Genomic DNA, 23,982 nt, shown 5'->3' with positions numbered 1-23,982 from the left:
CTTGTGCCGCGACCCGCTGTAGCCGGGACGCAGCGATGGATGGAGCGCGCGCTTCAGCGATCCAGCAGGCGCGCATCGAAGGGGTAGTCGGACAGCAGTTCGACCTCGCCATCGTCGCGGATATAGAGCTGTTCTTCGAGTTTGACGCCCTCGCCGCCATCCTCGTGGCCGATAAAGCTTTCCACGCACAGGGTCATGCCGGGCTGCATCACGCCGTCGTAGCCCTTGTCATCGATATCCTCGCGATGAACGATGTAGGGATATTCGCCGGTCATGCCCACGCCATGGGCGAGCGCGAAGTAGCGGCGAGCCTTGTAGGCCGGCGGGATCTGCCAGGCTCGCTCGGCATATTCCTTGAACGATACGCCGGGCGCGATGCCGGCCATGTTGGTCTGGATCTGATCGTAGGCCATGCGATACAGATCCCGTTGCGCGGCCGTGGCCGGCTGGTCGCCGCAGAGGAAGGTGCGCGAGAAATCCGCGTAGTAGCCGTAGCGACCGACCACGTCGGTATCCAGCGCCACCAGCTCGCCGGCCTGCATCACCCGGTCCGAGCATTCCTGGAACCAGGGGTTGGTGCGCGGCCCGGAATTCATCAGCCGGGTTTCGACGTAGTCGGCGTCGGTGGCGATGATGTGCTGGTGCAGATTCGACCAGACCTCGTTCTCGGTCGCCCCCGGCCGGATCGCGGCTTCGAGCTTGCGCACGCCGGTCTCGACCGCGCGCAGCGAGCTGCGGATCATCTTGATCTCGTTGGGCACCTTGATCGCCCGTGCCCGCTCCAGCGGCACCTGGGCGTCACAGATCCGCCAACCGCGCTCGACCAGGGCGAAGGCCGCATGCGAGGTCGCGCTCTCGATGGCGACAAAATCGCCGTCGCTTCCGCCGCAGTCGCGCACCAGGCGGTCGATCTCGTCGGCCCAGGCCTGGGTGGTCTGCTTGAGGTGGTCGTCGCAGAAATAGTACGAGATCGCGGTGGCCGGCCGGATCTCGTCGACCGTCGGCAGATGGGCGGCCAAATGCTCACAGCCGGAGAACTCGAACAGCACGACCGGCCCTTCCGCGGGCACGAAGGCATAGCGCGCCGGGTTGCGGGCCGAATAGATCTGCATATTGCGCGAGCCGGTGGCGTAGCGCACATGGGTCGGGTCGAACAGTACCGCCGCCACGATGTCCCGCGCCTTGAGCTGGGCCCGGGTCGCGGCCAGCCGGTCGCGCAGGATCTGCTCGATCTCGGCAGTCTTGGGCTCGCATAGCGCCGGGTCATGGGTCGGCGGCAGAATATCGTCGTACTGTAGAGCCGTCGTGGTCATATCGTCTCGTCGTTTAGGGCCATGGCGGGCCGGTATATTGATGCTGCGGGCGGTCGCTCAGTCCAGCAGCCCGTCGGCGCGTTCGACGCGCTCGCGTTCGGCCTGGATATGCGCTTCGGAGACGCGCCCGTAGAGCTGGCGGGTGCGCTCGAGCCGACCGACCACACCCGGCTGCTGCGAATAAGCAAAGATGGCGGTATGCCGCTCGCGCTCGCCGCCGACCTCGGTCACGCGATGCAGCGAATAACGGCCCTTGAACAATTGCAGATCGCCCGGCTCCAGGCGCAGCGTCTTGGGCGTGTCGGTATCCTCGCCGCGGATCACCGCGCCCACGCGGCCATAGTTCTCGCCGGCCGACGAGCGGATATTCGGGCAGTACTGGAACTCGCCGCCGATGTCCGGCTTTTCGGTCATCATGGTGACGATGTATTCATTGGTGTCGTAATGCCACGGCTGGCAGGTGCCCGGCGGCAACACGTTCTGCACCAGCCCGGCGAAGGGGTCGGCATACTCGAAGACTTCCGCCTCGCCGATACAGGCCGCGACCAGCCGCTTCATGGCCGGCGAGACATAAAGCTGCTGGATGACCATATCCGCCGGAATCATGTCGCGGGTCACGAAGCCGCTGGTGCGATCCATGAAGATGCGCCGCGGATCGCTCTCGTCCAGGCTCGGATCGTCGCGGGTGAACCAGGCATTGACCCGGGCACTGGAATAGAAGGTCTTTTGCGCCAGCTGACGGCCCTCGGCACGTGCCCGTGCCAGCGCATCGGCGCGCATGAAGCCACGCAACACCGCGCAACCGTCGGCGTCCAGATCGGCGCGCACGCGCTCGATTACCTCCTGCATGCGCGGGCCGGCGAAATCCTCGAGCGGATAGCGCTCGGTATCCACCAGATCGCTCAGATCGGTCCGTTCGGCATCGGCCAGGACCACGGCTGCTTCGCTCATGCTTTCCTCTCTCGATCATGCGCTGTAAATCCGTCGGCCGGCGCCGCCGCAATGACCCGGCGTGCCGACCTGACTTATGCTGAGAGCCATCGATCGATTTGAGAAACGAGTTATTCCAATGGAATCCATCGGTGAGCCTCATGGATCGCCGGCAGCGGTGCTCGACAGCGACCTGCTCGCCGCCTTCGTGGCGGTTGCCGAAACCGGCGGCTTCACCTCGGCCGGTCAGTACCTGCACAAGACGCAGTCCACGGTCAGCCTGCGAATCCGCACGCTCGAGACCCGACTCAACACGCAGCTGCTGCACCGCACCAGCCGCCAGCTGGCCCTGACCGCCGACGGCCAGACTTTTCTGGTCTACGCCCGGCGCCTGTTGCAACTCCAGCGCGAGGCCGTCAGTGCGGTCGGGCCGTCCGCCCAGCCGACCACGCTCCGTTTCGGCCTGCCCGAGGACTACGCGGAAACCTGGCTGCCGCAGGTGCTGCGCACTTTCGCAGCCTCGCATCCAGCGGTCCGCCCGCATATTCATTGCCGCATGTCGACCGAACTCATCGAACAACTCGAGGCCGGCGCGCTGGATCTCGTGCTCACGGTGCGGCACTCGGCGGCCAGCACCGCCCGACGCGTGGGCACCGAAACCCTGGTCTGGGCCGCCCACCGGGATTTCGAACTCGTTCCCGACCAGCCGGTACCGCTGGCGCTGTTCCCCGAGCAATGCGCCTACCGCCGCCGGGCGCTGGAAGCCCTCACGCGTATCGGCCGAACATGGCAGATCGACTATACGAGCCAGAGCCCGACCGGCCTGCGTGTGGCGGTCGATCTGGGCCACGCGGTGACGATCACCGGCCGGCGCACCCTGCCGCCGGGCTGGCACACACTGGGTGAAGAGGCCGGCCTGCCGCAATTACCGGAGGCGGTACTGGAGATCCATCGTTCCCCGAGCGTCCAGCATCCGGCCTTCGATGCGTTTACGGCCCTGGTCGAACAGACCCTCGACGCAGCGGCGGCCGAGCCGGGCGCTACCGGTTGATCGCGAGTCGAGCCTCAGTGGAAGAAAACCGTCCTCGAATGAACGCCAATAAACGAAAATAATTCGCTTATGTCGGCCGTATCGACTTCCTCGGCATCGAGCCGCTGCGCGACATGCGGGATGCCGAGCACGAGCGACACCCCGGCGATGGCCACGATCACCCGTTCGATGAACAACAACTCATTCGTGATGGCGAAACCCGAGGCGATGGACACCGCGCCGCACACCGCCTGCATCGCGGCAAAGGCGCGCGGTGCGCCGAAGCCGTCCAACGGCACGCCGGGCTCGAAACGGCCGCCGTCGAAGAAACGGTCCGGACCCATGCTGATGCGCTCGCCGAGCGCGGCATCCGACCCGCAGCGCTCGTGTTTGCTTTCGGTTTTGCAGTCGCCCCGCCGGTATGGCGCCCCGGATTCGACGCACAGCGCGCGATAAATGTCCGGGCGGCAAGACCGCGCAGGCCGGCACGTCGGCGTCGGGGCCCAGGCCGATCGCCACGTTGTCGTATATCGCCGCCCAGACCCCCTGGCGCTCCAACCGGACGTCCAGTGCTTGCTGCGCGAAAACCCAGCTCTTTCGACGCCACCAACGGCGCACAGTCGGGCACAACCGCTTGACGCACCACCGCGGCGGCCCGTAAGCCGATCAGCTGGCCGTTGGCGCCGGCCGGTCGGATCGCTATACCGGGTCAGGGGCCGCCGGAACAGTGCGCGCGGCCAGCGCCTGCGACACTACTTGCCGAGATGGTGCTGTTTCACCCAGTCTTCGGCGACAGTTTCCGGATCGTCGTGCTTCACGCTCACGCGTTGGTTCATACGCTGGAGGTCTTCGGTGGTCAGCTGCGCCGATACGGCATTCAGCGCCTTGCGGATCGTCGGCGTGAGTATCGCCTTGCGGGCGACCGGCAGGATGTTCTGCGCGGGCACGAGGTTCTTGTTGTCCTTGAGCAGGACCCAGCCGCGATCCGAAATCACGCCCTGGGTGGTGAACATGCGTGCCACGTCGATCGCACCGCTGGCCAGTGCGCTCTGGGTGAGCGGTCCGCCGGCATCCAGCGCGCGGAAGTTCTTGAACTGCACGCCGTAGACCTGCTTCAGGCCCGGTACGCCGACATAACGCGTCTTGGCCTCGGGCGGGCCGCCGAACGTGAGCTGGCCGGCCACCGGCTTGAGGTCGCCAATCGTCTTGAGATGATATTTGCGGGCGGTGGCCGGCGTGACGACCAGGCCGTCCTTGTCCTGTGCCGACGAGGCCTTCAGGGCGACGATGCCCTTGGGCAGGTTCTGTCGCAGCGCCTTGAGTACCGCGGCCTGCTTGTGCGCCTCGGACTTGCCGTTGGTGAGAAAGCCCAACAGCGCGCCCGAATATTCCGGCAAAACATCCAGCTCACCGGATTTCAGCGCCGGGAACACGACCTCGCGCGAGCCCAGATTGAGCCGTTTTTTCACCGTCACGCCGCGCGCTTCGAGTACGTCGGTATAGATATTGGCGAGAACCAGCTGCTCGGTGAAGTTGGTCGAGCCCACGACCACCGGTTTGCTGGCCGCCGAAGCCTCACCGGCGATGAACCCGGTCGCCAGCGCACAGGCCAGCAGGAGTGACAGTTTCTTCATGCGTTGTTTTTCCATTCGTGTGAATGCCCCCGATCGATCATGACAGATGCGTGACGCCATGCCACACCCTCAGCGCACCAGCCCCGGCGACTGCACCAGTTTCTGCAGACCGGCCAGACTGGCCTCGGTCAGCACGGCGAGCATCGCCACCACGATCGCGCCGCCGACCACCTGGGCGAGTTGTTGTTGGGCCAGACCGTCGATGAGATAACGCCCGAGGCCCCCGAGGCCGACATACGCCGCGAGCGTGGCGGTGGACATGACCTGTACGGCCGAGGTTCGAACGCCGGCCATGATCAACGGCAGCGCGATCGGCAGTTCGACCTGCCACAGGCGTTGCCAACGGGTCAGGCCCAGCGCGGCCGCCGATTGCCGCACCGCCGGATCGACCGACTGCATGCCGACATAGCTGTTGGTGACCATCGGCGGAATGGCGAGCGCGACCAGCGCCACGAGCACCGGGATCACACCGAAGCCTACCAGCAGGAACATCAGAATGATCAACCCGAACGACGGAATCGCGCGGCCGATATTGGCGATGTTGATCGCGATGAGCCCGCCCCGGCCGTAGTGGCCGAGCCCGATGCCGACCGGCAGCGCGAGCGCCGCGGCGATCACGGTCGAGACCGCGACATAATAAATGTGCTGGCCGATCCGATGCGGCAGGCCGTCCACGCCCTGCCAGTGCGCCGGGTCGACAAACCAGTGCCAGACCTGGCCGACGATATTCGCGCTGCCGCCTTCCAGGCCCAGCGCCGACGCCGAGCCCACCACCAGACAGGACAGCGCCGCCACCAGCGTGAGACGCCATACCACGCCCGCGCCGCTCATGCGCGCCGCCCTCGGTTCCAGGGCGTGATCAGCCACAACAGCCCGGCGAGCGACAGATCGACCGCCACCGCCAGCGCGATCGAGAGCACGAAGCCCACCAGCAGCGGCGTCGTGAAATGCAGGGTGAAACCGGAGATGAACAGCCGGCCGAGCCCGCCCTGCCCGATCAGCGCGGTCACCGTGACCAGGCCGATGGTGGTGATGGCCGCGATGCGCAGCCCGGCCATGATCACCGGCAGCGCGATCGGCAGTTCGACGGTCAGCAACTGACGCGTGCGCGAATACCCCAGCGCCCTGGCGGCCTCGCGCACGTCGAAGGGCACACCCCGCAGACCCTCCACGATATTGCGGAACAGGATCAGCAGCGTATAGATCGTCAATCCGATCAGCGATGTCGCCATCGACAGCCCGGTGAACGGAATCAGCAGGATGAACAACGCCAGCGAGGGCACGGTGAACAATATCCCGGTCACCGCCAGTGACGGGCCGTACATGCGGGGCCAGCGGATCGCGGCCAGCGCCAGCGGAAAGGCGATGGCGAACCCGAACAAGAGCGCCAGGCCGGTCAGCTCCACGTGCTGGATGAGCTGGGCCAGGATGTCGTCGGCGTGGCGGCCGATCCAGTCCCAGCGGATCAACACAGCGCCCGGTTCAGGCTGGACTGGTCGAGCAGGCCGTCGAAGCGGCCGGCGCCGTCGAGGCGCGCCACCACACCGAGCGGCGCGAGCACCAGCGCGCCGAGCGCGGCGCGCAGCGTCTCGTTGGCGGCCACGGTTGCATCGAAACGCTCGGCGGGGCGCGTGGTATCGGCGCGATAGGCCGCGACCCGGTGCCAGCCGGCGACGCGCCGTTCGTCGTCGAGCACCAGCACCCAGTCGGTACCCGCCTGCCGGCTCGCCCGGACTGCGGTCTCGGCATCGGCGCCGCGCGCAATGATCGGCGCCTCGATCGGCGTGGCACGGCTCGCACTGATCAACGACAACCGCTTGAGCTGGGGCTCGGCACCGAGAAAATCCACCACGAAGTCGCTTTGCGGCGACGCGAGCAGCGCATCCGGGGTGGCGAACTGGGCCAGGTGCCCGCCCTCGCCGAACACCGCGATACGATCGCCCAGGCGAATGGCTTCGTCGATGTCGTGGGTGACGAAGACAATGGTCTTGCCGAGGCGTTCCTGCAGCGCCAGGAATTCGTCCTGCAGTCGCTTGCGCACGATCGGGTCCACCGCGGCGAACGGCTCGTCCATGAGCATGATCGGCGGATCGGCCGCCAGCGCCCGGGCCACGCCCACGCGCTGCTGCTGCCCGCCGGAGAGCTGGTGCGGATAGCGCGCGGCCATGTCGGCGTCCAGCCCGACCGTGTCGATCAGTTCGTCCACGCGCGCGGCGATGCGTTTCTTGTCCCACCCGAGCAGCCGCGGCACGGTGGCGATGTTGTCGCCGATCGTGCGGTGCGGGAACAGCCCGGAATGCTGCATCACATAACCCATGCCACGACGCAGGTCGGTCAGGCTGCGCGAGCGGACATCCTGGCCGTCGACCGCGATGGCACCCGCGCTGGCTTCATCGAGCCGGTTGATCATGCGCAGCGAGGTGGTCTTGCCACAGCCCGACGGGCCGACCAGCACGGTGAGCTCGCCGGTGGCCATGGTCAGGTCAAGCGAATCGACCGCGACCGTGCCATCCGGAAATCGTTTGGTGACAGAAGAGAATTCGATCAAGAGGCGATCCGGACAAAAGCAGACAGTCGAAATTGGAATCGAGGCGCGCGCGGTGCAGCCGCTATCGACATACGCGGTTTCATAGTCATAAGGATGCAATCAATCGTCGCCGATTCCGGCCAGGCGTTCCAGTGCGCGGCGATCCAGGCAGCGATAAGCGAATGCCGGCCGGCCGATCTGGCCGTAGGCGAAGGTCTCGTCGAGGATGTCGCAGGACACCAGATACCGCAGATACTTGCGTACCGATACCCGGGACATGCCGGTGCGTTCGGTCACCGCCTCGGTGGCGAAACTCTCGGGGCCGACCACCAGCAGCGCGGCCGCGATCTGGGCCAGCGTTCGCGCGGTCAGCCCCTTGGGCAGCTCGTCGGCACGCAGGCTCGGGCGCGAGCGGGTCCGGAACAACGCATCCAGCGCGCGTTGATCGACCGGCCCGGCCAGATCCTTGAGCGCGTGACGGCGCCGGCGCGTGGCATCGATCGCGTCGGCGAACCGCTCGAAGGTGAAGGGTTTGATGAGATAATCCGTCACGCCCAGACGCCGGGCCGCGCGTACGGTTTGTGGTTCGCTGGCGGCGGTGATGAGCACGATATCCACCTCGGGCCGGTGCGCGTAGAGCCATCCCGCCACCTCCAGTCCGCTGCGGCGACCGAGGTATACATCGAGCAGCACCAGATCGATCGTTTCCCGTTCCAGCACGGCCAGGGCGCTGACCACATCGCTGCAGCGGCTGATCAGGCGCATGCCCGCCACGCGCGCCAGATAGGCGGCGTTGAGCTGGCCGACCATCGGGTCATCCTCGACAATCAGCACGTTCATGCCGCCCCCCGGTATGGGCAAGTGATCTCGACCAGTGTGCCGCGATCGGGTTCGGAATAGATCGCGAGCGAGCCGTCGAGCGCCGCCAGCCGGGTTTCCACCAGATGCAGCCCGAGGCCGCGTTGTGCCCCCTTGGACGACACTCCGGCCTCGCGGGCGCGATCGAGCAGTTCGGCGGCCATGCCGTGGCCGTTGTCCTGCACGGCCACGGCCAGCGTATCGGCCTCCAGCGCCAGGGTGAGCGCCACCACCGGCGCCGCGCACCCGGCCGTCGCCTCGAAGGCATTGTCGAGCACGTTGCCGATAATCGTCACCAGGCCGTGCAGATCGTAATCGGCCGCGGCGGGCGGAATGACCGAGTCGACCGCGATGCGCAGATCAATCGCCTGTTCGCGGGCTTCGCTCTGCTTGCCGACCAGGAAACCGGCCAGAATCGGCTCGGCCACCCGCTCGACCAGCGACTCGGTGGCCGCCTCGCGCAAGTCCACCAACTCGCGTACGTAACCGGACAGCGTGGCCGTATCGCCGGCCTGGGTGAGCCCCAGGATCACGTGCAGCTTGTTCTTGAAATCGTGCGTGGTCGCCCGCAGCGCCCGGGCATAGCGGCGCACCCCGGTCAACTCCTCGCCGAGACGCTGCAATTCACGGCTGTCGCGGAAGGTGACCACACTGCCGGCCGCGGATGTCGTGCCCATGGGCCGCAGGCTGCCCAGAAAACGCCGGCCGCCAATCTCCAGATCGAGATCGACGTTCTGGCCCCGCCGCCCGGCGTTGCGCCGCGGCTCGTCCATCATATCGCCCACCGCCGGGCCACGCGCCGCCGCGGCCTCCAGCAGCCGCCGTGCCGCCGGATTGACCAGCCGTACCCGGCCGGTTGCGTCGCGCACGATCACGCCTTCGTGCATGGCATCAAGCACGGCGCGATGCTCGGCCACCAGGTGCGCGATATCGTCGGGCTCCATGCCCATCAACCGGCGTTTGATGGTCGCCGCAAGCCAGGCCGCGCCCCCGCCGCCGAGCGCGAGCACCAAACCGAGCCAGGCCAGCAACCGCGAGCGCGAATCGCCGCGCAGCGGCGCCAGGCGCGATTGCGTCACGCCGACCGACACCGCGCCGACCACCCGGCCCGCGGCGCTAAGCACCGGGGCGAATCCGCGCACGCTCTGGCCCAGCGTGCCCTCGGCCACCGACACATAATGCCGCCCGGTCAGCGCCGGGCCTTCGTCGCCACCGCGAAAATGATGCCCGATGCGCGCCGGGTCGGGATGCGTCAACCGCTGCGCCCGGGTATCCATGACGACGATGAAATCGACGCCAAGCCGCCTGCGCAGTCTTTCAATGCGCTGCTGAATGGCCGCGTTCGGATCGTAGTCATGCGGCGCCGACAACGCGTTCACCACCATCGGCATGTCGGCCACCGTCATCGCGACGTTCTCGACGCGCTGGCCCTGCACGCGCTCCACCGTGCGCGTCAGCTGGCTGCTGAACAGACACCAGGCCAGCACCAGCGACGACAGAATCATCGCGAATGCGAGACAGGCCGTCAGCGCCGCGAGGCTGATACCCCGCCGCCTGCCCGGCTGCGCCGGGGTCGCGACGTTCGACGAAGGTGTCATTTCCGCCGGTCCTTTCCTGCGCCCACCGACGGCGGCTCGCTTTCTAAAGTTTCAAAACGATTGTTCAAGTTGCGAAACCCTCCCCCTGCGCCGGTCTTCTCCTAATCTGGCTTCGCAGCCGATCCCGCGGACGGCGCGCCACACGGCGCGATCCCGGGCACGCCCACCCTAAACGAGGAGACAATAATGAGCGATACCACAGTCACCGGGGCGGCGCGAACCGCTCCGCGCCTTCGGAACACCCTTGCCGAATCCCGAATCTTCGGGCTCACGCCGCCCATCTTCGCGTTGTTTTTCGCGATCATGATCGCGGCGATGGCCACCGATGTCCTGCCGCAGAGCATGATCGGCGCGTTCATCGTGATCATGCTGTTCGGCGAACTGTTCGGCCACATCGGCGACCGGCTGCCCATCGTACGCAGCTATCTCGGCGGCGGTGCGATTCTGGCGATATTCTCGGCCGCCACGCTGGTGTATCTGCACTGGCTGCCCGCGGATGTGGCGGACAACGTCGCCACGTTCATGAAAAACGGCGGCTTTCTCAACTTCTACATCGCCGCGTTGATCACCGGCAGCATTCTCGGCATGGACTCGCATATTCTGGTCAAGGTGGGCGTACGTTTCGCCCTGCCCCTGATCAGCGCCGTGGTCTTCGCCGCGCTGTTCGCCGTGATCGCGGGCTGGTGCCTGGGCTTTTCCATGCAGGACGCCGTCGTCGTCATCACCCTGCCGATCATGGGCGGCGGCATGGGAGCCGGCGCGGTGCCCATGAGCCAGATCTACGAGCAACTGCTGGGCCAGCCGGCCAGCTACTACATATCGATTCTGGTACCGGCGCTGGCGCTCGGCAACGTCTTCGCGATCATCATCGCCGGCTTGCTCAACGGGCTCGGCAACCGCTTTCCCGGCCTCACCGGCAGCGGCCAGATGATGCCGGGCGTGCATATCAGCGAGGCCCAGAGCCAACCCAGCCTCGATAAACTGGGCGTCGGTCTGGTGGCAGCACTCAGCTTCTATGTCGCCGGCCAGATCCTGGGCCACTTCATCCCGCTACACCCCTACGCCCTGATGATCATCCTGGTGGCGTCGGTCAAGGTCGGCGGGCTCATGCCCGAGCCCCTCAACGACTCGGCCGCCCAGTGGTTCCAGTTCGTCGCCCGCAACTGGACCTTCGCGCTGCTGTTCGGCATCGGCATCGCCTATACCGATCTCGGCCAGGTCATCGACGCCATCTCGATCACCTACGTCCTGATCGTATTCGCCGTGGTCGCCGGGGCTGCGGTGGGCGCCGGTCTGGTCGGACGATTGATGGGTTTCTACCCGATCGAGTCGGCCATCACCGCCGGACTGTGCATGGCCAACATGGGTGGCACCGGCGACGTCGCCGTACTCTCGGCCGCCAACCGCATGCAGCTGATGCCGTTCGCACAGATTTCCTCGCGCCTGGGCGGCGCGTTGATCCTGTTGCTCACCAGCCTGATCGTGCCGTTGCTGTTCGGCGGACGGTAAGGCAAATCCGGCGCCCATGCCAGGAGGGCTTACCGTTGCGACCGGCTCGGATCATGAGCGCGGCTGGTCAAGGTCCGCCGTATCTGCATGCGCCAGACGCCCAGTGCCACCCCGCCCGTTGCCAGGCCCCAGAACGGCGCACCGATCCCGGCGATATGGATACCGGAGGCGGTGACCAGGAAGGTCAGCGCCGCCGCGTCGCGGTCACGCGCCTCCTGCATCGCCGCCGCCAGCGAACCAGCCATGGCCGGCAACAGCGCGAGCCCCGCCAGAATCGCGACCAACGATGCCGGTAACGCCTGTAGCCCGGTGGCGATGGAGCCGCCGAACACGCCGGCCAGTGCATATGCCAGCCCCGCGGCCACCGTCGCCAGATAGCGTCGCGCCGGGTCTTCATGTGCGTCGTCGGTCAAACAGATTCCGGCGGTGATCGCGGCCAGGCAGAGCACGAACCCGCCAACCGGCGCCAGCAGCAGCGTCATCGCGCCGGTGACAACCAGAATCACCGAGACGGGCGGCCGGTAGCCGGCGTTTTCGAGCATCGCCACGCCCGGCGCGTTCTGCGATGCCATAGTGACCACGAACAGCGGCACGCCGATACCGAGCCATGACGATAGCGAAAACACCGGGGCTACGAAGGTGGGTGTCGCGATCACACCGTGAAACCCGGTGATCGCAAGATGACCATCGAGATAAGCCGCCGTGACACCCGCCACCAGCATCGCCAACACCGCATAGCGTGGCGCCATACGCCGGCACAGCAGCCAGGCGGAAAGCGCGGCCGCCATGATCCAGCCATCGTTGCTGCCGGTGGTGAACGCGCCGAGCCCGAATTCCAGCAATACACCGGCCAGCATCGCCGAGGCCAGTGAACGCGGCACGCGCGCCATCAGCCGCGCGAACACACCGGTCACGCCGCATATGAGCGTCAACGCCCCGCAGAACATGAACGCTGCGATCGCTTCGCCGAGCGAATGCCCGTGCAGCCCGACCACCAGCAACGCCGCGCCGGGCGTCGACCAGGCCGTGAGAATCGGCTGGCGATACCACAACGACAAGCCGAGCGTGCTCGCCGCCATGCTCCAGCCCAGCACCGTCATCCAGCTGCCGACGACCGCCGCGGAGGCGCCGGCGGCTTCGAACGCCTGCACCACGATGATTGCCGCCCCGGTATAGCCGACCAGCACGGCCACAACGCCAGCGGTCGTCGGCGGCAGCACCCTCGATATGGAAAAACCCTCGTTCATGTTCGATCATCGCGGCCGGATTTCGTGCGTTATAACGCACGATCACATATCGAATCCAGCACGAATCGCACTTAGTATCATGCGGCGACATCCCGAGACGCCCGTGCCATGACCGCTCCCCCACCTGTCGCGCCATCGATCGGCAGCCGCCTTCGAGAATTACGCCGCCGTTCCGGCCTCAGCCTCGACGGTGCCGCCGCACGCACCGGTATCAGCAAGGCCATGCTCGGCCAGATCGAACGCGCGGAATCCAGCCCGACGATCGCCACGCTCTGGAAGATCGCCACCGGCCTGGACGTCTCGTTATCCTTCTTTCTGTCCAGCACCCCCGATGCCGGCACCGACCGGCACCATCGGCCGAGCCCCGACGGCTGGCATGAAGACAGCGCGGGCATGCGCACCCGAGCGCTGCTGCCCTACGACGCGGCACTTGGCTTTGAAATGTTCGAGGTCGAGTTCTCAGCTGGAGCGTCCAGCGTTTCCAGTCCACACACGGCCGGCACCATCGAGGATGTCGTCATGCTGGACGGCGGATTGGAAGTGGAAGTCGACGGCCAAAAACATGAACTCGCCGCCGGCGACGTGCTGCAATTCGCGGCCGACCGGCTGCATCGTTACCACAACCCCGGGGCCGGCCCGGCGCGGGCGCATGATCTGATTCATTATCCGCGCTGATATACGGCGCCGTGCCCTGAACAAGGCGCATTCGCGCTTCTTCAGCGAGCCACGTCCAATACTCGGCAATAAAATCCACCCATGATCGATCCACCATGGGTGCGCGGATCGCGTAGCACTCGAGCCAGATCGACAACCAACGCGCCGCCCGTAGCCGCGCGGCGCTGTACGATCCGGATTAGGCGGTCGTCCGGATTACCGGGTTTCAGTCGGTCGAGCCGCCAGTTCCTGGGCCTCGACCTGAACAACCCGGCGGGCTTACACACCCAGCCAACAAGAGCTACGTCATCTGGTCGCCGGTCGCGGGCGTTAACTGCGGCGTGTTCGTCGTCACCGGCCTGGGCGCAGACAAGTCCGAGTTCTTTCACGATGGCACGGCCAGACAGACAGATCGACTTCCAACTCACGCTGCAGCACGTGGACGACGACCGCAAAGCCACGCTTAGCACTCTGCAGCCGGCCGCCATGCCCGGTCGCGCAGCCGGTGGCTGTTGTGGCTGAATTACGCCGCGACGGCCGACAAGCGCAGCCCGAGCGCGTGCGTGACCTTCATGATCGTGTCGAAGCTGGGGTTGCCGGAAGCCGAGAGCGCCCGATACAAGCTCTCCCGCGACAAGCCCGTGTCCCGTGCCACACCCGCCATGCTCTGTGCCCGTGCAATATCGCCCAACGCCTTGGCGATGAAGCCTACATCGCCCTCGGACTCCTCAATGCAGGCATTCAAATAGGCCGCCATCTCGTCGCGCGTGCGCAGATGCTCGGCCACATCGTAATCGTACAACTCTACTTTGTTACTCATGTCCGCCTCCATGCCGACGCATTAAATCGATCCTGACATCCATTGCGCCTTCTCGATATCTTGCCTTTGGGTCGATTTGTCACCACCACACAAGAGAATGATGAGCACCTCCGCCCGAACCGTGTAATACACTCGATATCCCGGCCCCACGGTGAGCTTCAGCTCCCTGACACCGCCTTTCAAATGGCGATGCCGGCCCGGATTGCCCTCGGCCAAACGCTCGATTCGAGCCTGAATGCGAGCCCGACCGGCCCTGTCCTTCAGTCCGTCGAGCCAGCTTCGGAATTCGGGCGTCGCCTTAATCTCCATGGGTCAAATGTAGCCCGTGGGCTACATTCTTTCAATAGCTGTACCGCGGTCCCGCACTGTGTCTATTGAAACCCACGCTCGCACCGCCGACGCGTCGGACACCCACTTGGGCAATCGCTACGGTAATCTCCCCATTTTCCACGCGCCTGGACGGCTGGGCAGCCGTATCTTCACCATTCCATGTCGCCTGGATATTGCGGCAACCCATCAGCGATCACATACCACGGCTGTTTGGATTTCACATAGAGATGAAATTCCGGCTGTAGCCCACTCGCCTCATCGAGGCTGCACGCTTTGACGCATACAAAGCGGGGCTCGTCATCGAACACCGTCAGAATCGGGCTCGCGCAGGTCGCGCATGAAAAGCGCCGTACCGGCCGACCGGAATCGCCGGTAACGACGTATTCCTTCATATGCCCTGTACACGAAACCGAATCGGCCGGCACATAAATCTCGGCCGCGAACGGTCCGCCGGTTTCTTTCTGGCAATCTGTGCAGTGGCAATAGAAGGTGTGGACCGGTGCTTGAGTAATGCGGTAGTGCACACTGCCGCAGAGGCATCGGCCGCTGGCATGGGGCTTGGTCATGGCGCTTCGATCTATTCGTCTGTCCGAGTTGTGAACGTAGCATTCGCCCCGGCGGAGCCGCTTATTTCGAGGCTGAGGGTGGCATCCACCGAGTAGCTCGGCGCGCCATGCTCGGAACGAGACCTGCCCGATTTACACACTCGCCAATTGCAGCCGCACAACCGCAGACTGGCGCCAATTCATTGCTTTCCGGCCTGTCGTCGCTCTCGTAAACGTTTGACCTTGGCTTGCTGGCCACACTCGGCCATGCTGCACCAGCGCCGTTTGCCATTACGCGAGTAATCAAGAAATAGCCATTGACACGGGTCGTTGGCACAAACCTTCAGTCGATTCATCTTATCTTCGTTGCACAGCAGATCGAGCGCGTTCGTCGCGATCTCCCACAATGGAACTCTGACAAAGTCGTCAGTGGCTTGCCAACGCAGGCGTGCACACCGATGGCCATCCGGGATGTCCAATACTCGATGCTGAATCGCTTCGCGTACCAGGTTATCGAGGTGCGCAATTGCAGCCTCCTGCAATGTGGGCCGCCCAAGTATCGACAAAAAAAGTGAACGCAGTCGATCGCGTAGCGCGATGGCCTCGTCGAACGCTTCACTCGCCCGAGCGGCATTACGCTGCATTTCCACCCACAGCCGCGCACGGATATCAGAAGAAAGCAATCCCGCACGACAGCATATGTCGACGACCTGTTGATAGTCGGTGAGATAATCCAGTTCGGATTCAGCTCCCGGATCGTCCACGGTGTTAACGAAATCCAGTACCGGATCCTCACCGACCAGAGGAAGGTCTTCGACGCCCATAATGCCCTGACATGATCGTTGAATGCGCAGTTTCCCGATTACGCGGTCTACGTACAAGAATTCCGGGGCGTAACCATCGGTCAAGCTTTGGCAAGCTTACGCTCCAGACCACCGCCGCACCCGACATGAGCCAGAAACTGGCCGGCTCATGCAGACATGCTATCGCCAGCGCCATGGAAACCGGCCATTCCAGGCGAACCACCCAGGCCACGCTTACCGTTTCGAGTAAAGGCAACGCACGCAACAACAATAGTGTGGCAAGCGCATAGGTCGCTCCGAGAACGGACGCATCGCACCACCCCGCGTAATGCTTCGGAAGCATATCGTGGCCCAGCGTCAATCCCAGCATAAGCGACACAGCCAGCGCCGAGATAGCCATACAAAACAAAAGCGGCTTGGCATGGGCCGTCGACAAGCTGTATCGATGAAACCGGCAGCCTATCCATAACGTCCGCGCAGCAACGACACTAACAATCGCCCATAGCAAGCCGTCGATGCGCGGCTCGTTTACCAACTGCGACCAAGCCAGCGCGATTGCCGTAATCGCTACCAATACGCGCAAAGACCACCTCCAGTCGCGCGGTGACAATGCATCGCTTTGTATCCAGAACGGCAATAAGCCATAAATCAGCATGACCAGGCCGACGGGGGCTTTCGCAACGGCTGCGAAAATGCCGTAGCTCTGCAATACAAATATCGGGCCCATGAACAAGCCCGGGATCAAGGTCGACCCCAGCAGGCCAGCCCGAGCGGGCCGGTCCCGGATAAGTCCGAAACCGAGTAACACGAGCAACGCCACACTGCGGGCAACCACCATACCCAGCGGGCTTGCGCCGTCACGAAAAGCCAGCACGGCCATCACCGGATTGGCGGCGTAGGCACAGACCGCGATCGCTACCAGACAACAACCCCAAAATAACGGATGTGGGTGCCGCGTTCGCCTGCCGCGCAAAAGCAACGGCTCACCGCTGGCCAGCATACGGCTTACCCCGACCATCCCGAGACCGATCGTATCCGGGCTCTGATCGCTATGCTCACCACGCCCGGCCCCTGATCGTTTTCCGACAAACACTCTGCCTTCCCTGTCTTTAGCAGACATACGCCTGATTCCTGTATTTATATGTATACCGGAATCATGCTATGAGTGCTACACGATCGATGGCGGACAACCGCTCTATATAAAGCAGGGGATTCGCTCTCCGAACAAATACAGACCGCCCAGCGCCTGTTTTGTGCATTGGTTGAACCGAGCTGTTCTCACTCAAGAGGCTGTTCGTCGGCGTGATCAGGAACACCGACAAGCGAGCTTTGGTTCGGCCAGCAACGAGGGATTGCCGACGCCGCGGTCGAACCGAGCGTCTTATCAAATCCGCGACGCCGGCCATAAAAAACCCGCGCGAGGCGGGCTCTTGTTTGGCTGAGGAAAAGGGATTGCTCGCGGCTCCGCCACTCGGCCCTCCGGGTCCAGCCGGGCAAGCTCGACTGTCTTCGCGCGCTGCGCGCTCGTCGAACCGAGGGGTTCGAACCAGATACTCATCCCCAGCAAAACCCCAAAGACCGCCTTCGATCAATTAATACGGGTAATACGGGACCGCTGTAGCTCGGATTATTCGCGGCTTCGCCGCTCACCCCTTCGGGGCCGCCGTCGCTTCGCTCCAGCGTTCTCGCGGCCTACGGCCGCTCGTCGAACCGAGGGGCTCGAACCAGATACTCATCCCCAGCCAGACCAAAAAAAAGCCCGCCGGAAGGCGGGCTTTTGGTCTGGCTGGGGATGAGGGATTCGAACCCCCACTGACGGAGTCAGAGTCCGTAGTCCTACCATTAGACGAATCCCCAGTAACCTGGAGTGGCTGGCTGCGTATTGTAACGCAGCCAGCCGGCAGCCGTCGCTAGCGCTTGGAGTACTGCGGCGACTTGCGGGCCTTGTGCAGGCCGACCTTCTTACGCTCGACCTTGCGGGCGTCGCGGGTCAGATAACCGGCCGCGCGCAGCGCGGGGCGCATGCCTTCGTCGTAGTCGACCAGGGCGCGCGCCAGACCGTGGCGGATGGCGCCGGCCTGACCATTCGGGCCGCCGCCGTTGACGGTAACGGTGATGTCGAAGCGGTCGGTCGACTCGGTGGCTTCCAGCGCCTGGCGCACGATCATGCGCGAGGTCGGCCGGCCGAAGTATTCGTCCAGCGTCTTCTTGTTGACCGTGATCTGACCGGAGCCCGGCTTGATGAACACGCGGGCGGAAGCGGTCTTGCGGCGGCCGGTGCCGTACGACTGTTCGGTTGCCATGTCTTAAATCTCCAGCGTCTGCGGCTGCTGTGCGGTGTGCGGGTGGTCGGCGCTCGGATAGACACGCAGCTTGCGGAACATCTGGCGGCCGAGCGGCCCCTTCGGCAGCATGCCCTTGACGGCGTGCTCAATGACCCGCTCGGGATGGCTGGCCATCTGCTTGCCGAGCGTGATCTCCTTCAGGTTGCCGACATACCCGGTGAACCGGTAGTACTTCTTCTGCTCGGCTTTCTTGCCCGTCGTCTTCACATTCGAGGCGTTGATCACCACGATGTGGTCGCCGACATCCATGTGCGGCGTATATTCGGGCTTGTGCTTGCCGCGCAGGCGAAAAGCGATCTCGGAGGCCAGTCGACCGAGCGTCTTGTCGGTCGCGTCCACGACGTACCAGTCGCCGGGCACCTCATCTTTCTTCGCGGAAAACGTCTTCATTGCAACTCTTATACCGTAGGAGGTCGCAAGCCGTAGCGGGAGACCAGCGACCCGGGCTGCGAAAGCGCGCAATTCTATATCTGTCTCGGGGTTTTTGCAATGCCCTTTGACGCGGAACTCGAATCGCCGCCGTCGGCTTCAGTCCAGCGCGCGGACGATGTGATCGACCGACTGGCGCTGGGACCTGGGGCGCCGCTGGGCATAACCGTACCAGACCAGCCCGACGCAGTATTCCCCCGATTGCGCGCCAAGCAGTTCGAGGAATGCGGCTTCGCGCGTGACCGCCCCGCTCGCCCACTTGGTGCCGACGCCCGCGCTGTGCAGGTAGAGCATGAGATTCTCGACCGCGCAGGCACAGGCGGCGTAGTCCTCGCGCGCGGTGATCGGGTCGTCACTGGGACAACAGTTGACGGCCAGCCAGCCGGGCATGCTCTGCCACCGCTCGCGCTTGGCTTCGGCCACGTCCGGGCCGCGGCTGGCCGCCAGTAGGCGGCTGTTGAGCTCGATGATACCGGCCTTGGTGCGCTCGCCGATGAGATAGAAGCGCCAGGGTTCGGTGCGGTGATGATTCGGCGCCCAGCGCGCAAGCTCGATCGCCTCGTAAATCAGTGCGGCCTCGGGCACCTGGCCCGGCTTGAACCGGTCGATCGTGCGCCGGCCGCGGATAAGCGCGGCGGCATCCGCCGGCGAGACCGGGCTGTCTGTCAGTGTTGCGCGATCCGCCATGGCCTCAGTTACCCTTGGCACGGCTCGAGCCGAGCTTGTCGTTGGCCTGGGCGATGCGATCGAGAATACGGTTCGCGAGATTCTTCTGCATTTCATTCAGCAATTGGTCGCGCTCGCCCTCGGACGACAACCGCTGGGTGTCCGACACGCTGTAGTCGCGCGTGGCCGATAGCGTTTCGCCCGACAGCTGCTTGGCGCCATGGACGCTGTAATTGAAGACCACCCGGGTCGTGAGCGCGTACTCCGCCGCATACCCGTCGACCGGGCTCACCGAGACGATACGCTGGCTGTTGCCGACGCTCACGATGTCGATTTGGGCCGGGGCATCGGCGTCGCCGAGCAGATGCTGGCGGCGCAAACGCTGTTTGAGCGCGGTCACGACCGGCGGATCCCCCACCTGATAGGCATTGCTGTATGACACGCGCATCGACGAGATGCCTTTGGGCAACGGCGAAGCGCCCTGCATGTGGAAGCCGCAGCCCGCAAGCGAAAGCAGCGCCAGCATGACGCTCGCCCGGGCGGCGCGAGCGCGAATGGTGGCGGATAAGCAAACGTGACCCATTATTCGTGCTCTCTGCTTGGGCGATCCATCGCGGCTCAGACCACCAGATTGACCAGCTTGCCGGGCACGACGATGGTTTTCTTCAGGTCCCTGCCCTCGATATGACGCACCACGTTGGGCTCGGCCAGCGCGGTCTCGGCCACTGTATCGCGATCGGCATCGGCCGGCACTTCGATACGGGCGCGGACCTTGCCGTTGACCTGCACCACCAGCGTGAGCGTATCGCGCACCAGCGCGGCCTCGTCGGCGACCGGCCAGGCCGCGTCCAGCAGCAGCCCGTCACGGCCGAGCGCGCGCCAGAGCACATCGCATACGTGCGGCGTGATGGGCGCGAGCATGCGCACGATCGCCTCCAGGGCTTCCTGGCGCACGGCCTGCAGCTCGGGCTCGGGCGCGTCGTCGACCCGGCCCAGCGCGTTGGCCAGTTCCATGATCGCCGCGATCGCCGTATTGAAGGTATAGCGCCGGCCGACGTCGTCGCCCACCTTGGCGATGGTCTCGTGCAGTTTGCGGCGCAACTCGCCGGCCTCACCCGTCGCCGCGGTGGCTGGCGCCACCACGCCAGCCTCGACATGCGCGGCCACCAGCCGCCACAGCCGGTGCAGGAAGCGATGCGCGCCTTCCACCCCGGCATCCGACCATTCCAGCGACTGGTCCGGCGGGGCCGCGAACATGGAAAACAAACGCATGGTATCGGCGCCGTAGGTTTCGATCAGCGCCTGGGGATCGACCGTGTTGCCCTTGGACTTTGACATCTTGGCGCCGTCTTTCAGCACCATGCCCTGGGTGAGCAGCGCCTTGAACGGCTCGTCGGCCTTCGCCAGCCCGACGTCACGCATCAGCTTCTGGAAGAAACGCGCGTACAGCAGATGCAGGATCGCGTGCTCGATGCCGCCGATGTATTGATCGACCGGCATCCAGTAATGCGCCCGGTCGTCGATCATCGCATCGGCGTCCGGGCAGGTGAAGCGGGCGAAATACCAGGACGATTCCATGAAGGTGTCGAAGGTATCGGTCTCGCGCCTGGCATCCTTGCCGCATTTCGGACACGTGGTGTTCACGAATTCCGGCATGTTCGGCAGCGGTGAACCGGCGCCTTCGGGCGTGACATCCTCGGGCAGCACCACCGGCAGATCTGCTTCCGGCACCGGCACCGCGCCGCAGTCGTCGCAATGAATGATCGGGATCGGCGCGCCCCAGTAGCGCTGACGCGACAGACCCCAGTCTCGCAGTCGATACTGGGTCTTGCGCCGCGCTGCGCCGCGTGCTTCCAGCCGGTCCGCGATGTCGTTGAACGCCGTCTCGAAATCCTTGCCGTTATCCTCGCCCGAGTTGACCAGCCCGCCCTTGTCAACGAAGGCGGCCGCGGTCACGTCCCCCGGCGCCCCGGATTCGTCGGCGATCACCGACACGATCGGCAGGTCATAGGCGCGGGCGAATTCCCAGTCGCGCTGGTCGTGGGCCGGCACGCTCATGACCGCGCCGGTGCCGTAACCCATCAACACAAAATTGGCGGCGAAGATCGGCAGTTTCTCGCCCGACAGCGGGTGAATAGCCTCGACCGGCAGCCGATAGCCTTTCTTGTCGCGTGTTTCCAGCCCGGCCTCGGCGGTACCGCCGGCCCGGCATTCCTCGACGAAGGCCGCCAGTTCGGCATCGGTATCGGCGGCGGCCGCGACCAGCGGGTGGTCGGCGGCGAGCGCCATGTAGGTCGCGCCGTGCAGCGTATCGGGGCGCGTGGTGTAAACGGTCAGCGGTTCGTCCTGGCCGGCAACCGAGAAATCGATCTCCAGGCCGGTCGAGCGGCCGATCCAGTTGGCCTGCATGGTCTTGACCGCGTCCGGCCAGCCGTCGAGCTTGTCCAGGTCGTCCAGCAGTTCGTCGGCATAATCGGTGATGCGCGCGAACCACTGCGGGATCGCGCGCTGCTCGACGATCGCGCCCGAGCGCCAGCCGCGCCCGTCCACCACCTGCTCATTGGCGAGCACGGTCTGGTCGACCGGGTCCCAGTTGACCACCGATTCGCGGCGATAGACCAGGCCCTGCTCGAACAGCTTAGTGAACAGCCACTGCTCCCAGCGATAATAGGACGGGTCGCAGGTGGCGATCTCGCGCGACCAGTCGTAGGCGAAACCGAGCTGCTTGAGCTGCTCGCGCATGGCGGCGATGTTGTCGCGCGTCCATTTCGCCGGCGGCACGCCGTTCTTGATCGCCGCGTTCTCCGCCGGCAGACCGAAGGCATCCCAGCCCATCGGCTGCAGCACGTTCTTGCCGCACATGCGGTGGTAACGCGCGATCACGTCGCCGATGGTGTAATTGCGCACGTGCCCCATATGCAGCTTGCCGCTGGGATAGGGGAACATCGACAGGCAATAGAACTTCTCGCGGTCGTCGCGGGCCACGCGAAAAGCGTCGGCTTCGTCCCAGCGGTGCTGGACGTCGGCCTCGATGTCGGCGAAACGGTAGCTGCGATCCATCGGTCCTACGTGAGTCAGTTGCAGAGCAGCGCAAGTGTAATGTCTTGGCCGGCACCTGTCCGCCCCACCCAGCCTTGCCCGCCTGTTTTTCAGACTCTTTCGCGCAACGCGCGGCGTCTTTCCGCCGGCCGTCGGCGACGTGACGCCTGCCAGCGCAGACCGGCGCTGGCCAGCAGGGCGAGCAGCACGACGCCCGCACTCGCCCACCACAACGGGCGGTTGCCATGGACCACATAGGGCGTGGCGCCCGCGCGCGGCGCAAGCTCGCCGATCAAACGGGCGCCCTGATCGACCGGCGCCGCGTGTAGCACCCGACCGTCGAAGCCGATGATCGCGCTGATGCCGGTGTTGGCGGCACGCACCAGCGGCCGGCCCGTCTCCAGGGCCCGCATGCGGGCGATTTCCAGATGCTGCGCGAGTGCCGTGGTCCCGGCGAACCGGCCGTCGTTGGTCGCATTGACCAGCAGCCCGGCCCCCGGCAGTTCACGGCGGATATCGCGCCCGAACACGTCCTCGAAGGAGATCGAGACCCCGAGCGCGATGCCGTGGACCCGAATCGGCGGCTGGTCGGGCGCCCCGGCAACCGTGCGCCCGCCCGGCCCCGCCACCCACCGGGCAAGCCACGAAGGGCCCGGCATCGTTTCCGCGAATGGCACCCGGCGACGCTTGTCGTAGCGTCCCTGACCGATGCCGAGCGCCAGCAAGCTGTTGTACCGACGCCCGCCATGATCCGCGGGCCAGAACAGCCCCGCCAGCACCATCTGGCCGCGTTTTGTCGCGCCCGCGTTCAACCGCGACAGATAGCCGTCAATTCGCGCCGCCGAGGCCGGGATCGCCACCTCCGGCCAGACCACCAGGTCCGCGTTCGTGCGCCGTGTCATGGCGCGATAGCGGCGTAGCGCCGGCCCGAGCGTGGCCGGGCGCCATCGGCCGGCCTGGGCGATGTTGCCCTGGATCACCGCCACGCGCAGTGTCTTGTGCAGCGGCCGGGTCCAGTGGGCCGGCGACGGCACGGACCACACCACCAGCGGCAGGATCGCGATCAGCACGAGCGCCACCAGGCGCGCGAACAGTGTGCCGGTATACAACAGCCAGAGCACACCGGCGGCGATCATCAAGGCAGCGCTCAGCCCGTGCACGCCGACCATCGGCGCGAGACCGTTGAGCGGCGCCGCAATGGTGATATAACCCAGCGACAGCCAGGGGAAACCGGAAAACAGCCAGCCGCGCAGCAGTTCGGCGAAGCACCACGCGCCCGGGACCGCGGCCAGCGCCCAGAGCGTCGGCGCCAGCCGATGGGTGGCGCCGGCGACGGCCCCCACCAGCGCCGGGAAACAGGCCAGATAAGCCACCAGACACGCAACGCTCAGACCGGCGAGCGCTGCGCCGTTATGCCCATGCACCGCGACATACACCCAGTAGATGCCGGTGCCGAAATGCGCCGCGCCGAACACAAAGCCACGCCAGGCCGCCCGGCCCGGCCCGACCGGGCGCCACAGCGCAATCAGCCCGACCAGCGCCACGAGGGTGACGGGATACAGATTCCAGGGCGCGAAGCCGAGCGTGGCCAGGCCGCCGAGTGCGGCCGGGATCAATAAATCGACAACGCAACGAAGGCCCGGGGTCGGCTGCTGTTTCACGGCAGGCCGGCGCACACGCCACGCAGGCCCGACCTGGGGCCCGC

At 65.3% G+C, this 23,982-nt stretch carries 24 protein-coding genes and 1 tRNA gene; 3 read left to right on the top strand and 22 right to left on the bottom strand.

Features of this window, described 5'->3' with window-relative positions:
* Positions 1-53 precede the first annotated feature (53 nt).
* Complete coding sequence (locus tag ACS8Y6_RS03780) at positions 54-1,313, bottom strand: M24 family metallopeptidase (protein ID WP_440849380.1); 1,260 nt, start codon at positions 1,311-1,313, stop codon at positions 54-56.
* Between the two features lie 57 nt (positions 1,314-1,370).
* On the bottom strand, positions 1,371-2,264 hold the full coding sequence (locus ACS8Y6_RS03775; RefSeq protein WP_440849381.1) for a HalD/BesD family halogenase: 894 nt from the start codon (positions 2,262-2,264) through the stop codon (positions 1,371-1,373).
* Between the two features lie 118 nt (positions 2,265-2,382).
* Here ACS8Y6_RS03775 and ACS8Y6_RS03770 point away from each other — a divergent pair, with 118 nt between their 5' ends.
* Complete coding sequence (locus ACS8Y6_RS03770) at positions 2,383-3,294, top strand: LysR family transcriptional regulator (protein ID WP_440854995.1); 912 nt, start codon at positions 2,383-2,385, stop codon at positions 3,292-3,294.
* Between the two features lie 14 nt (positions 3,295-3,308).
* Here the strand turns inward: ACS8Y6_RS03770 and ACS8Y6_RS03765 are convergent, their stop codons facing one another.
* From ACS8Y6_RS03765 to ACS8Y6_RS03735, 7 genes are all read right to left on the bottom strand, one after another.
* A complete protein-coding gene (locus ACS8Y6_RS03765) occupies positions 3,309-3,617 on the bottom strand; it encodes a hypothetical protein (protein ID WP_440849383.1) in 309 nt (102 codons plus the stop codon).
* A 408-nt stretch (positions 3,618-4,025) separates the two neighbouring features.
* Positions 4,026-4,907 (bottom strand): ABC transporter substrate-binding protein, encoded by an 882-nt coding sequence (locus tag ACS8Y6_RS03760; protein ID WP_440854994.1) that lies wholly within the window; start codon positions 4,905-4,907, stop codon positions 4,026-4,028.
* A 69-nt stretch (positions 4,908-4,976) separates the two neighbouring features.
* Complete coding sequence (locus ACS8Y6_RS03755; protein WP_440854993.1) at positions 4,977-5,774, bottom strand: ABC transporter permease; 798 nt, start codon at positions 5,772-5,774, stop codon at positions 4,977-4,979.
* Positions 5,735-6,379 (bottom strand): ABC transporter permease, encoded by a 645-nt coding sequence (locus tag ACS8Y6_RS03750; RefSeq protein WP_440854992.1) that lies wholly within the window; start codon positions 6,377-6,379, stop codon positions 5,735-5,737. The genes ACS8Y6_RS03755 and ACS8Y6_RS03750 overlap by 40 nt, the downstream gene beginning before the upstream one ends.
* The gene (locus tag ACS8Y6_RS03745; RefSeq protein ID WP_440854991.1) at positions 6,373-7,455 is read right to left on the bottom strand and encodes an ABC transporter ATP-binding protein; all 1,083 of its coding nucleotides are present in this window, start codon (positions 7,453-7,455) and stop codon (positions 6,373-6,375) included. Before ACS8Y6_RS03745 ends, ACS8Y6_RS03750 begins: the two co-directional genes overlap by 7 nt.
* Before the next feature lie 99 nt (positions 7,456-7,554).
* The gene (locus tag ACS8Y6_RS03740) at positions 7,555-8,274 is read right to left on the bottom strand and encodes a response regulator (protein WP_440854990.1); all 720 of its coding nucleotides are present in this window, start codon (positions 8,272-8,274) and stop codon (positions 7,555-7,557) included.
* The gene (locus ACS8Y6_RS03735) at positions 8,271-9,890 is read right to left on the bottom strand and encodes an ATP-binding protein (RefSeq protein ID WP_440854989.1); all 1,620 of its coding nucleotides are present in this window, start codon (positions 9,888-9,890) and stop codon (positions 8,271-8,273) included. The genes ACS8Y6_RS03740 and ACS8Y6_RS03735 overlap by 4 nt, the downstream gene beginning before the upstream one ends.
* A 186-nt stretch (positions 9,891-10,076) precedes the next feature.
* Between ACS8Y6_RS03735 and ACS8Y6_RS03730 the strand changes: the two genes are divergently transcribed.
* Positions 10,077-11,399 carry a 2-hydroxycarboxylate transporter family protein gene (locus tag ACS8Y6_RS03730; RefSeq protein WP_440849389.1) on the top strand — a complete coding sequence of 441 codons (1,323 nt, stop codon included), beginning with the start codon at positions 10,077-10,079 and terminating at the stop codon, positions 11,397-11,399.
* A gap of 29 nt (positions 11,400-11,428) precedes the next feature.
* On the opposite strand, the gene ACS8Y6_RS03725 is transcribed toward ACS8Y6_RS03730, so the two are convergent.
* The gene (locus tag ACS8Y6_RS03725; protein WP_440854988.1) at positions 11,429-12,646 is read right to left on the bottom strand and encodes a benzoate/H(+) symporter BenE family transporter; all 1,218 of its coding nucleotides are present in this window, start codon (positions 12,644-12,646) and stop codon (positions 11,429-11,431) included.
* Between the two features lie 108 nt (positions 12,647-12,754).
* Between ACS8Y6_RS03725 and ACS8Y6_RS03720 the strand changes: the two genes are divergently transcribed.
* A complete protein-coding gene (locus ACS8Y6_RS03720; RefSeq protein ID WP_440854987.1) occupies positions 12,755-13,321 on the top strand; it encodes a helix-turn-helix domain-containing protein in 567 nt (188 codons plus the stop codon).
* A 502-nt stretch (positions 13,322-13,823) separates the two neighbouring features.
* Here the strand turns inward: ACS8Y6_RS03720 and ACS8Y6_RS03715 are convergent.
* The 12 genes from ACS8Y6_RS03715 to lnt all read right to left on the bottom strand — a co-directional run bounded on the left by ACS8Y6_RS03715 (position 13,824) and on the right by lnt (position 23,938).
* Positions 13,824-14,120 (bottom strand): addiction module antidote protein, encoded by a 297-nt coding sequence (locus ACS8Y6_RS03715; RefSeq protein WP_440849392.1) that lies wholly within the window; start codon positions 14,118-14,120, stop codon positions 13,824-13,826.
* A gap of 21 nt (positions 14,121-14,141) precedes the next feature.
* The gene (locus ACS8Y6_RS03710; protein ID WP_440849393.1) at positions 14,142-14,429 is read right to left on the bottom strand and encodes a type II toxin-antitoxin system RelE/ParE family toxin; all 288 of its coding nucleotides are present in this window, start codon (positions 14,427-14,429) and stop codon (positions 14,142-14,144) included.
* A gap of 170 nt (positions 14,430-14,599) precedes the next feature.
* Positions 14,600-15,016: a GFA family protein gene (locus ACS8Y6_RS03705; protein WP_440849394.1), complete on the bottom strand. Its 417-nt coding sequence runs from the start codon at positions 15,014-15,016 to the stop codon at positions 14,600-14,602.
* A 179-nt stretch (positions 15,017-15,195) separates the two neighbouring features.
* The gene (locus tag ACS8Y6_RS03700) at positions 15,196-15,819 is read right to left on the bottom strand and encodes a CGNR zinc finger domain-containing protein (protein WP_440854986.1); all 624 of its coding nucleotides are present in this window, start codon (positions 15,817-15,819) and stop codon (positions 15,196-15,198) included.
* Complete coding sequence (locus ACS8Y6_RS03695; RefSeq protein WP_440854985.1) at positions 15,788-16,918, bottom strand: hypothetical protein; 1,131 nt, start codon at positions 16,916-16,918, stop codon at positions 15,788-15,790. The genes ACS8Y6_RS03700 and ACS8Y6_RS03695 overlap by 32 nt, the downstream gene beginning before the upstream one ends.
* A gap of 663 nt (positions 16,919-17,581) precedes the next feature.
* Positions 17,582-17,655 (bottom strand) — tRNA-Gln (locus tag ACS8Y6_RS03690).
* Between the two features lie 53 nt (positions 17,656-17,708).
* Complete coding sequence (gene rpsI / locus ACS8Y6_RS03685) at positions 17,709-18,101, bottom strand: 30S ribosomal protein S9 (RefSeq protein WP_440849397.1); 393 nt, start codon at positions 18,099-18,101, stop codon at positions 17,709-17,711.
* Positions 18,102-18,104: 3 nt separating this feature from the next.
* Positions 18,105-18,533, bottom strand: a complete 429-nt coding sequence (rplM, locus tag ACS8Y6_RS03680) for a 50S ribosomal protein L13 (protein WP_109994030.1) — start codon at positions 18,531-18,533, stop codon at positions 18,105-18,107.
* Between the two features lie 138 nt (positions 18,534-18,671).
* Positions 18,672-19,259 carry a nitroreductase family protein gene (locus ACS8Y6_RS03675; RefSeq protein WP_440849398.1) on the bottom strand — a complete coding sequence of 196 codons (588 nt, stop codon included), beginning with the start codon at positions 19,257-19,259 and terminating at the stop codon, positions 18,672-18,674.
* A gap of 4 nt (positions 19,260-19,263) precedes the next feature.
* A complete protein-coding gene (locus ACS8Y6_RS03670; protein WP_440849399.1) occupies positions 19,264-19,764 on the bottom strand; it encodes an LPS-assembly lipoprotein LptE in 501 nt (166 codons plus the stop codon).
* Positions 19,765-19,856: 92 nt separating this feature from the next.
* The gene (gene leuS, locus ACS8Y6_RS03665) at positions 19,857-22,298 is read right to left on the bottom strand and encodes a leucine--tRNA ligase (protein ID WP_440849400.1); all 2,442 of its coding nucleotides are present in this window, start codon (positions 22,296-22,298) and stop codon (positions 19,857-19,859) included.
* An 89-nt stretch (positions 22,299-22,387) separates the two neighbouring features.
* Entirely contained in the window at positions 22,388-23,938 is a 1,551-nt protein-coding gene (gene lnt, locus ACS8Y6_RS03660; protein WP_440849401.1) for an apolipoprotein N-acyltransferase, read from the bottom strand.
* Positions 23,939-23,982 lie beyond the last annotated feature (44 nt).

This window comes from Salinisphaera sp. RV14 (assembly GCF_052044135.1).
GTDB lineage: Bacteria > Pseudomonadota > Gammaproteobacteria > Nevskiales > Salinisphaeraceae > Salinisphaera.
This window is presented reverse-complemented; position numbering and strand designations above follow the sequence as displayed.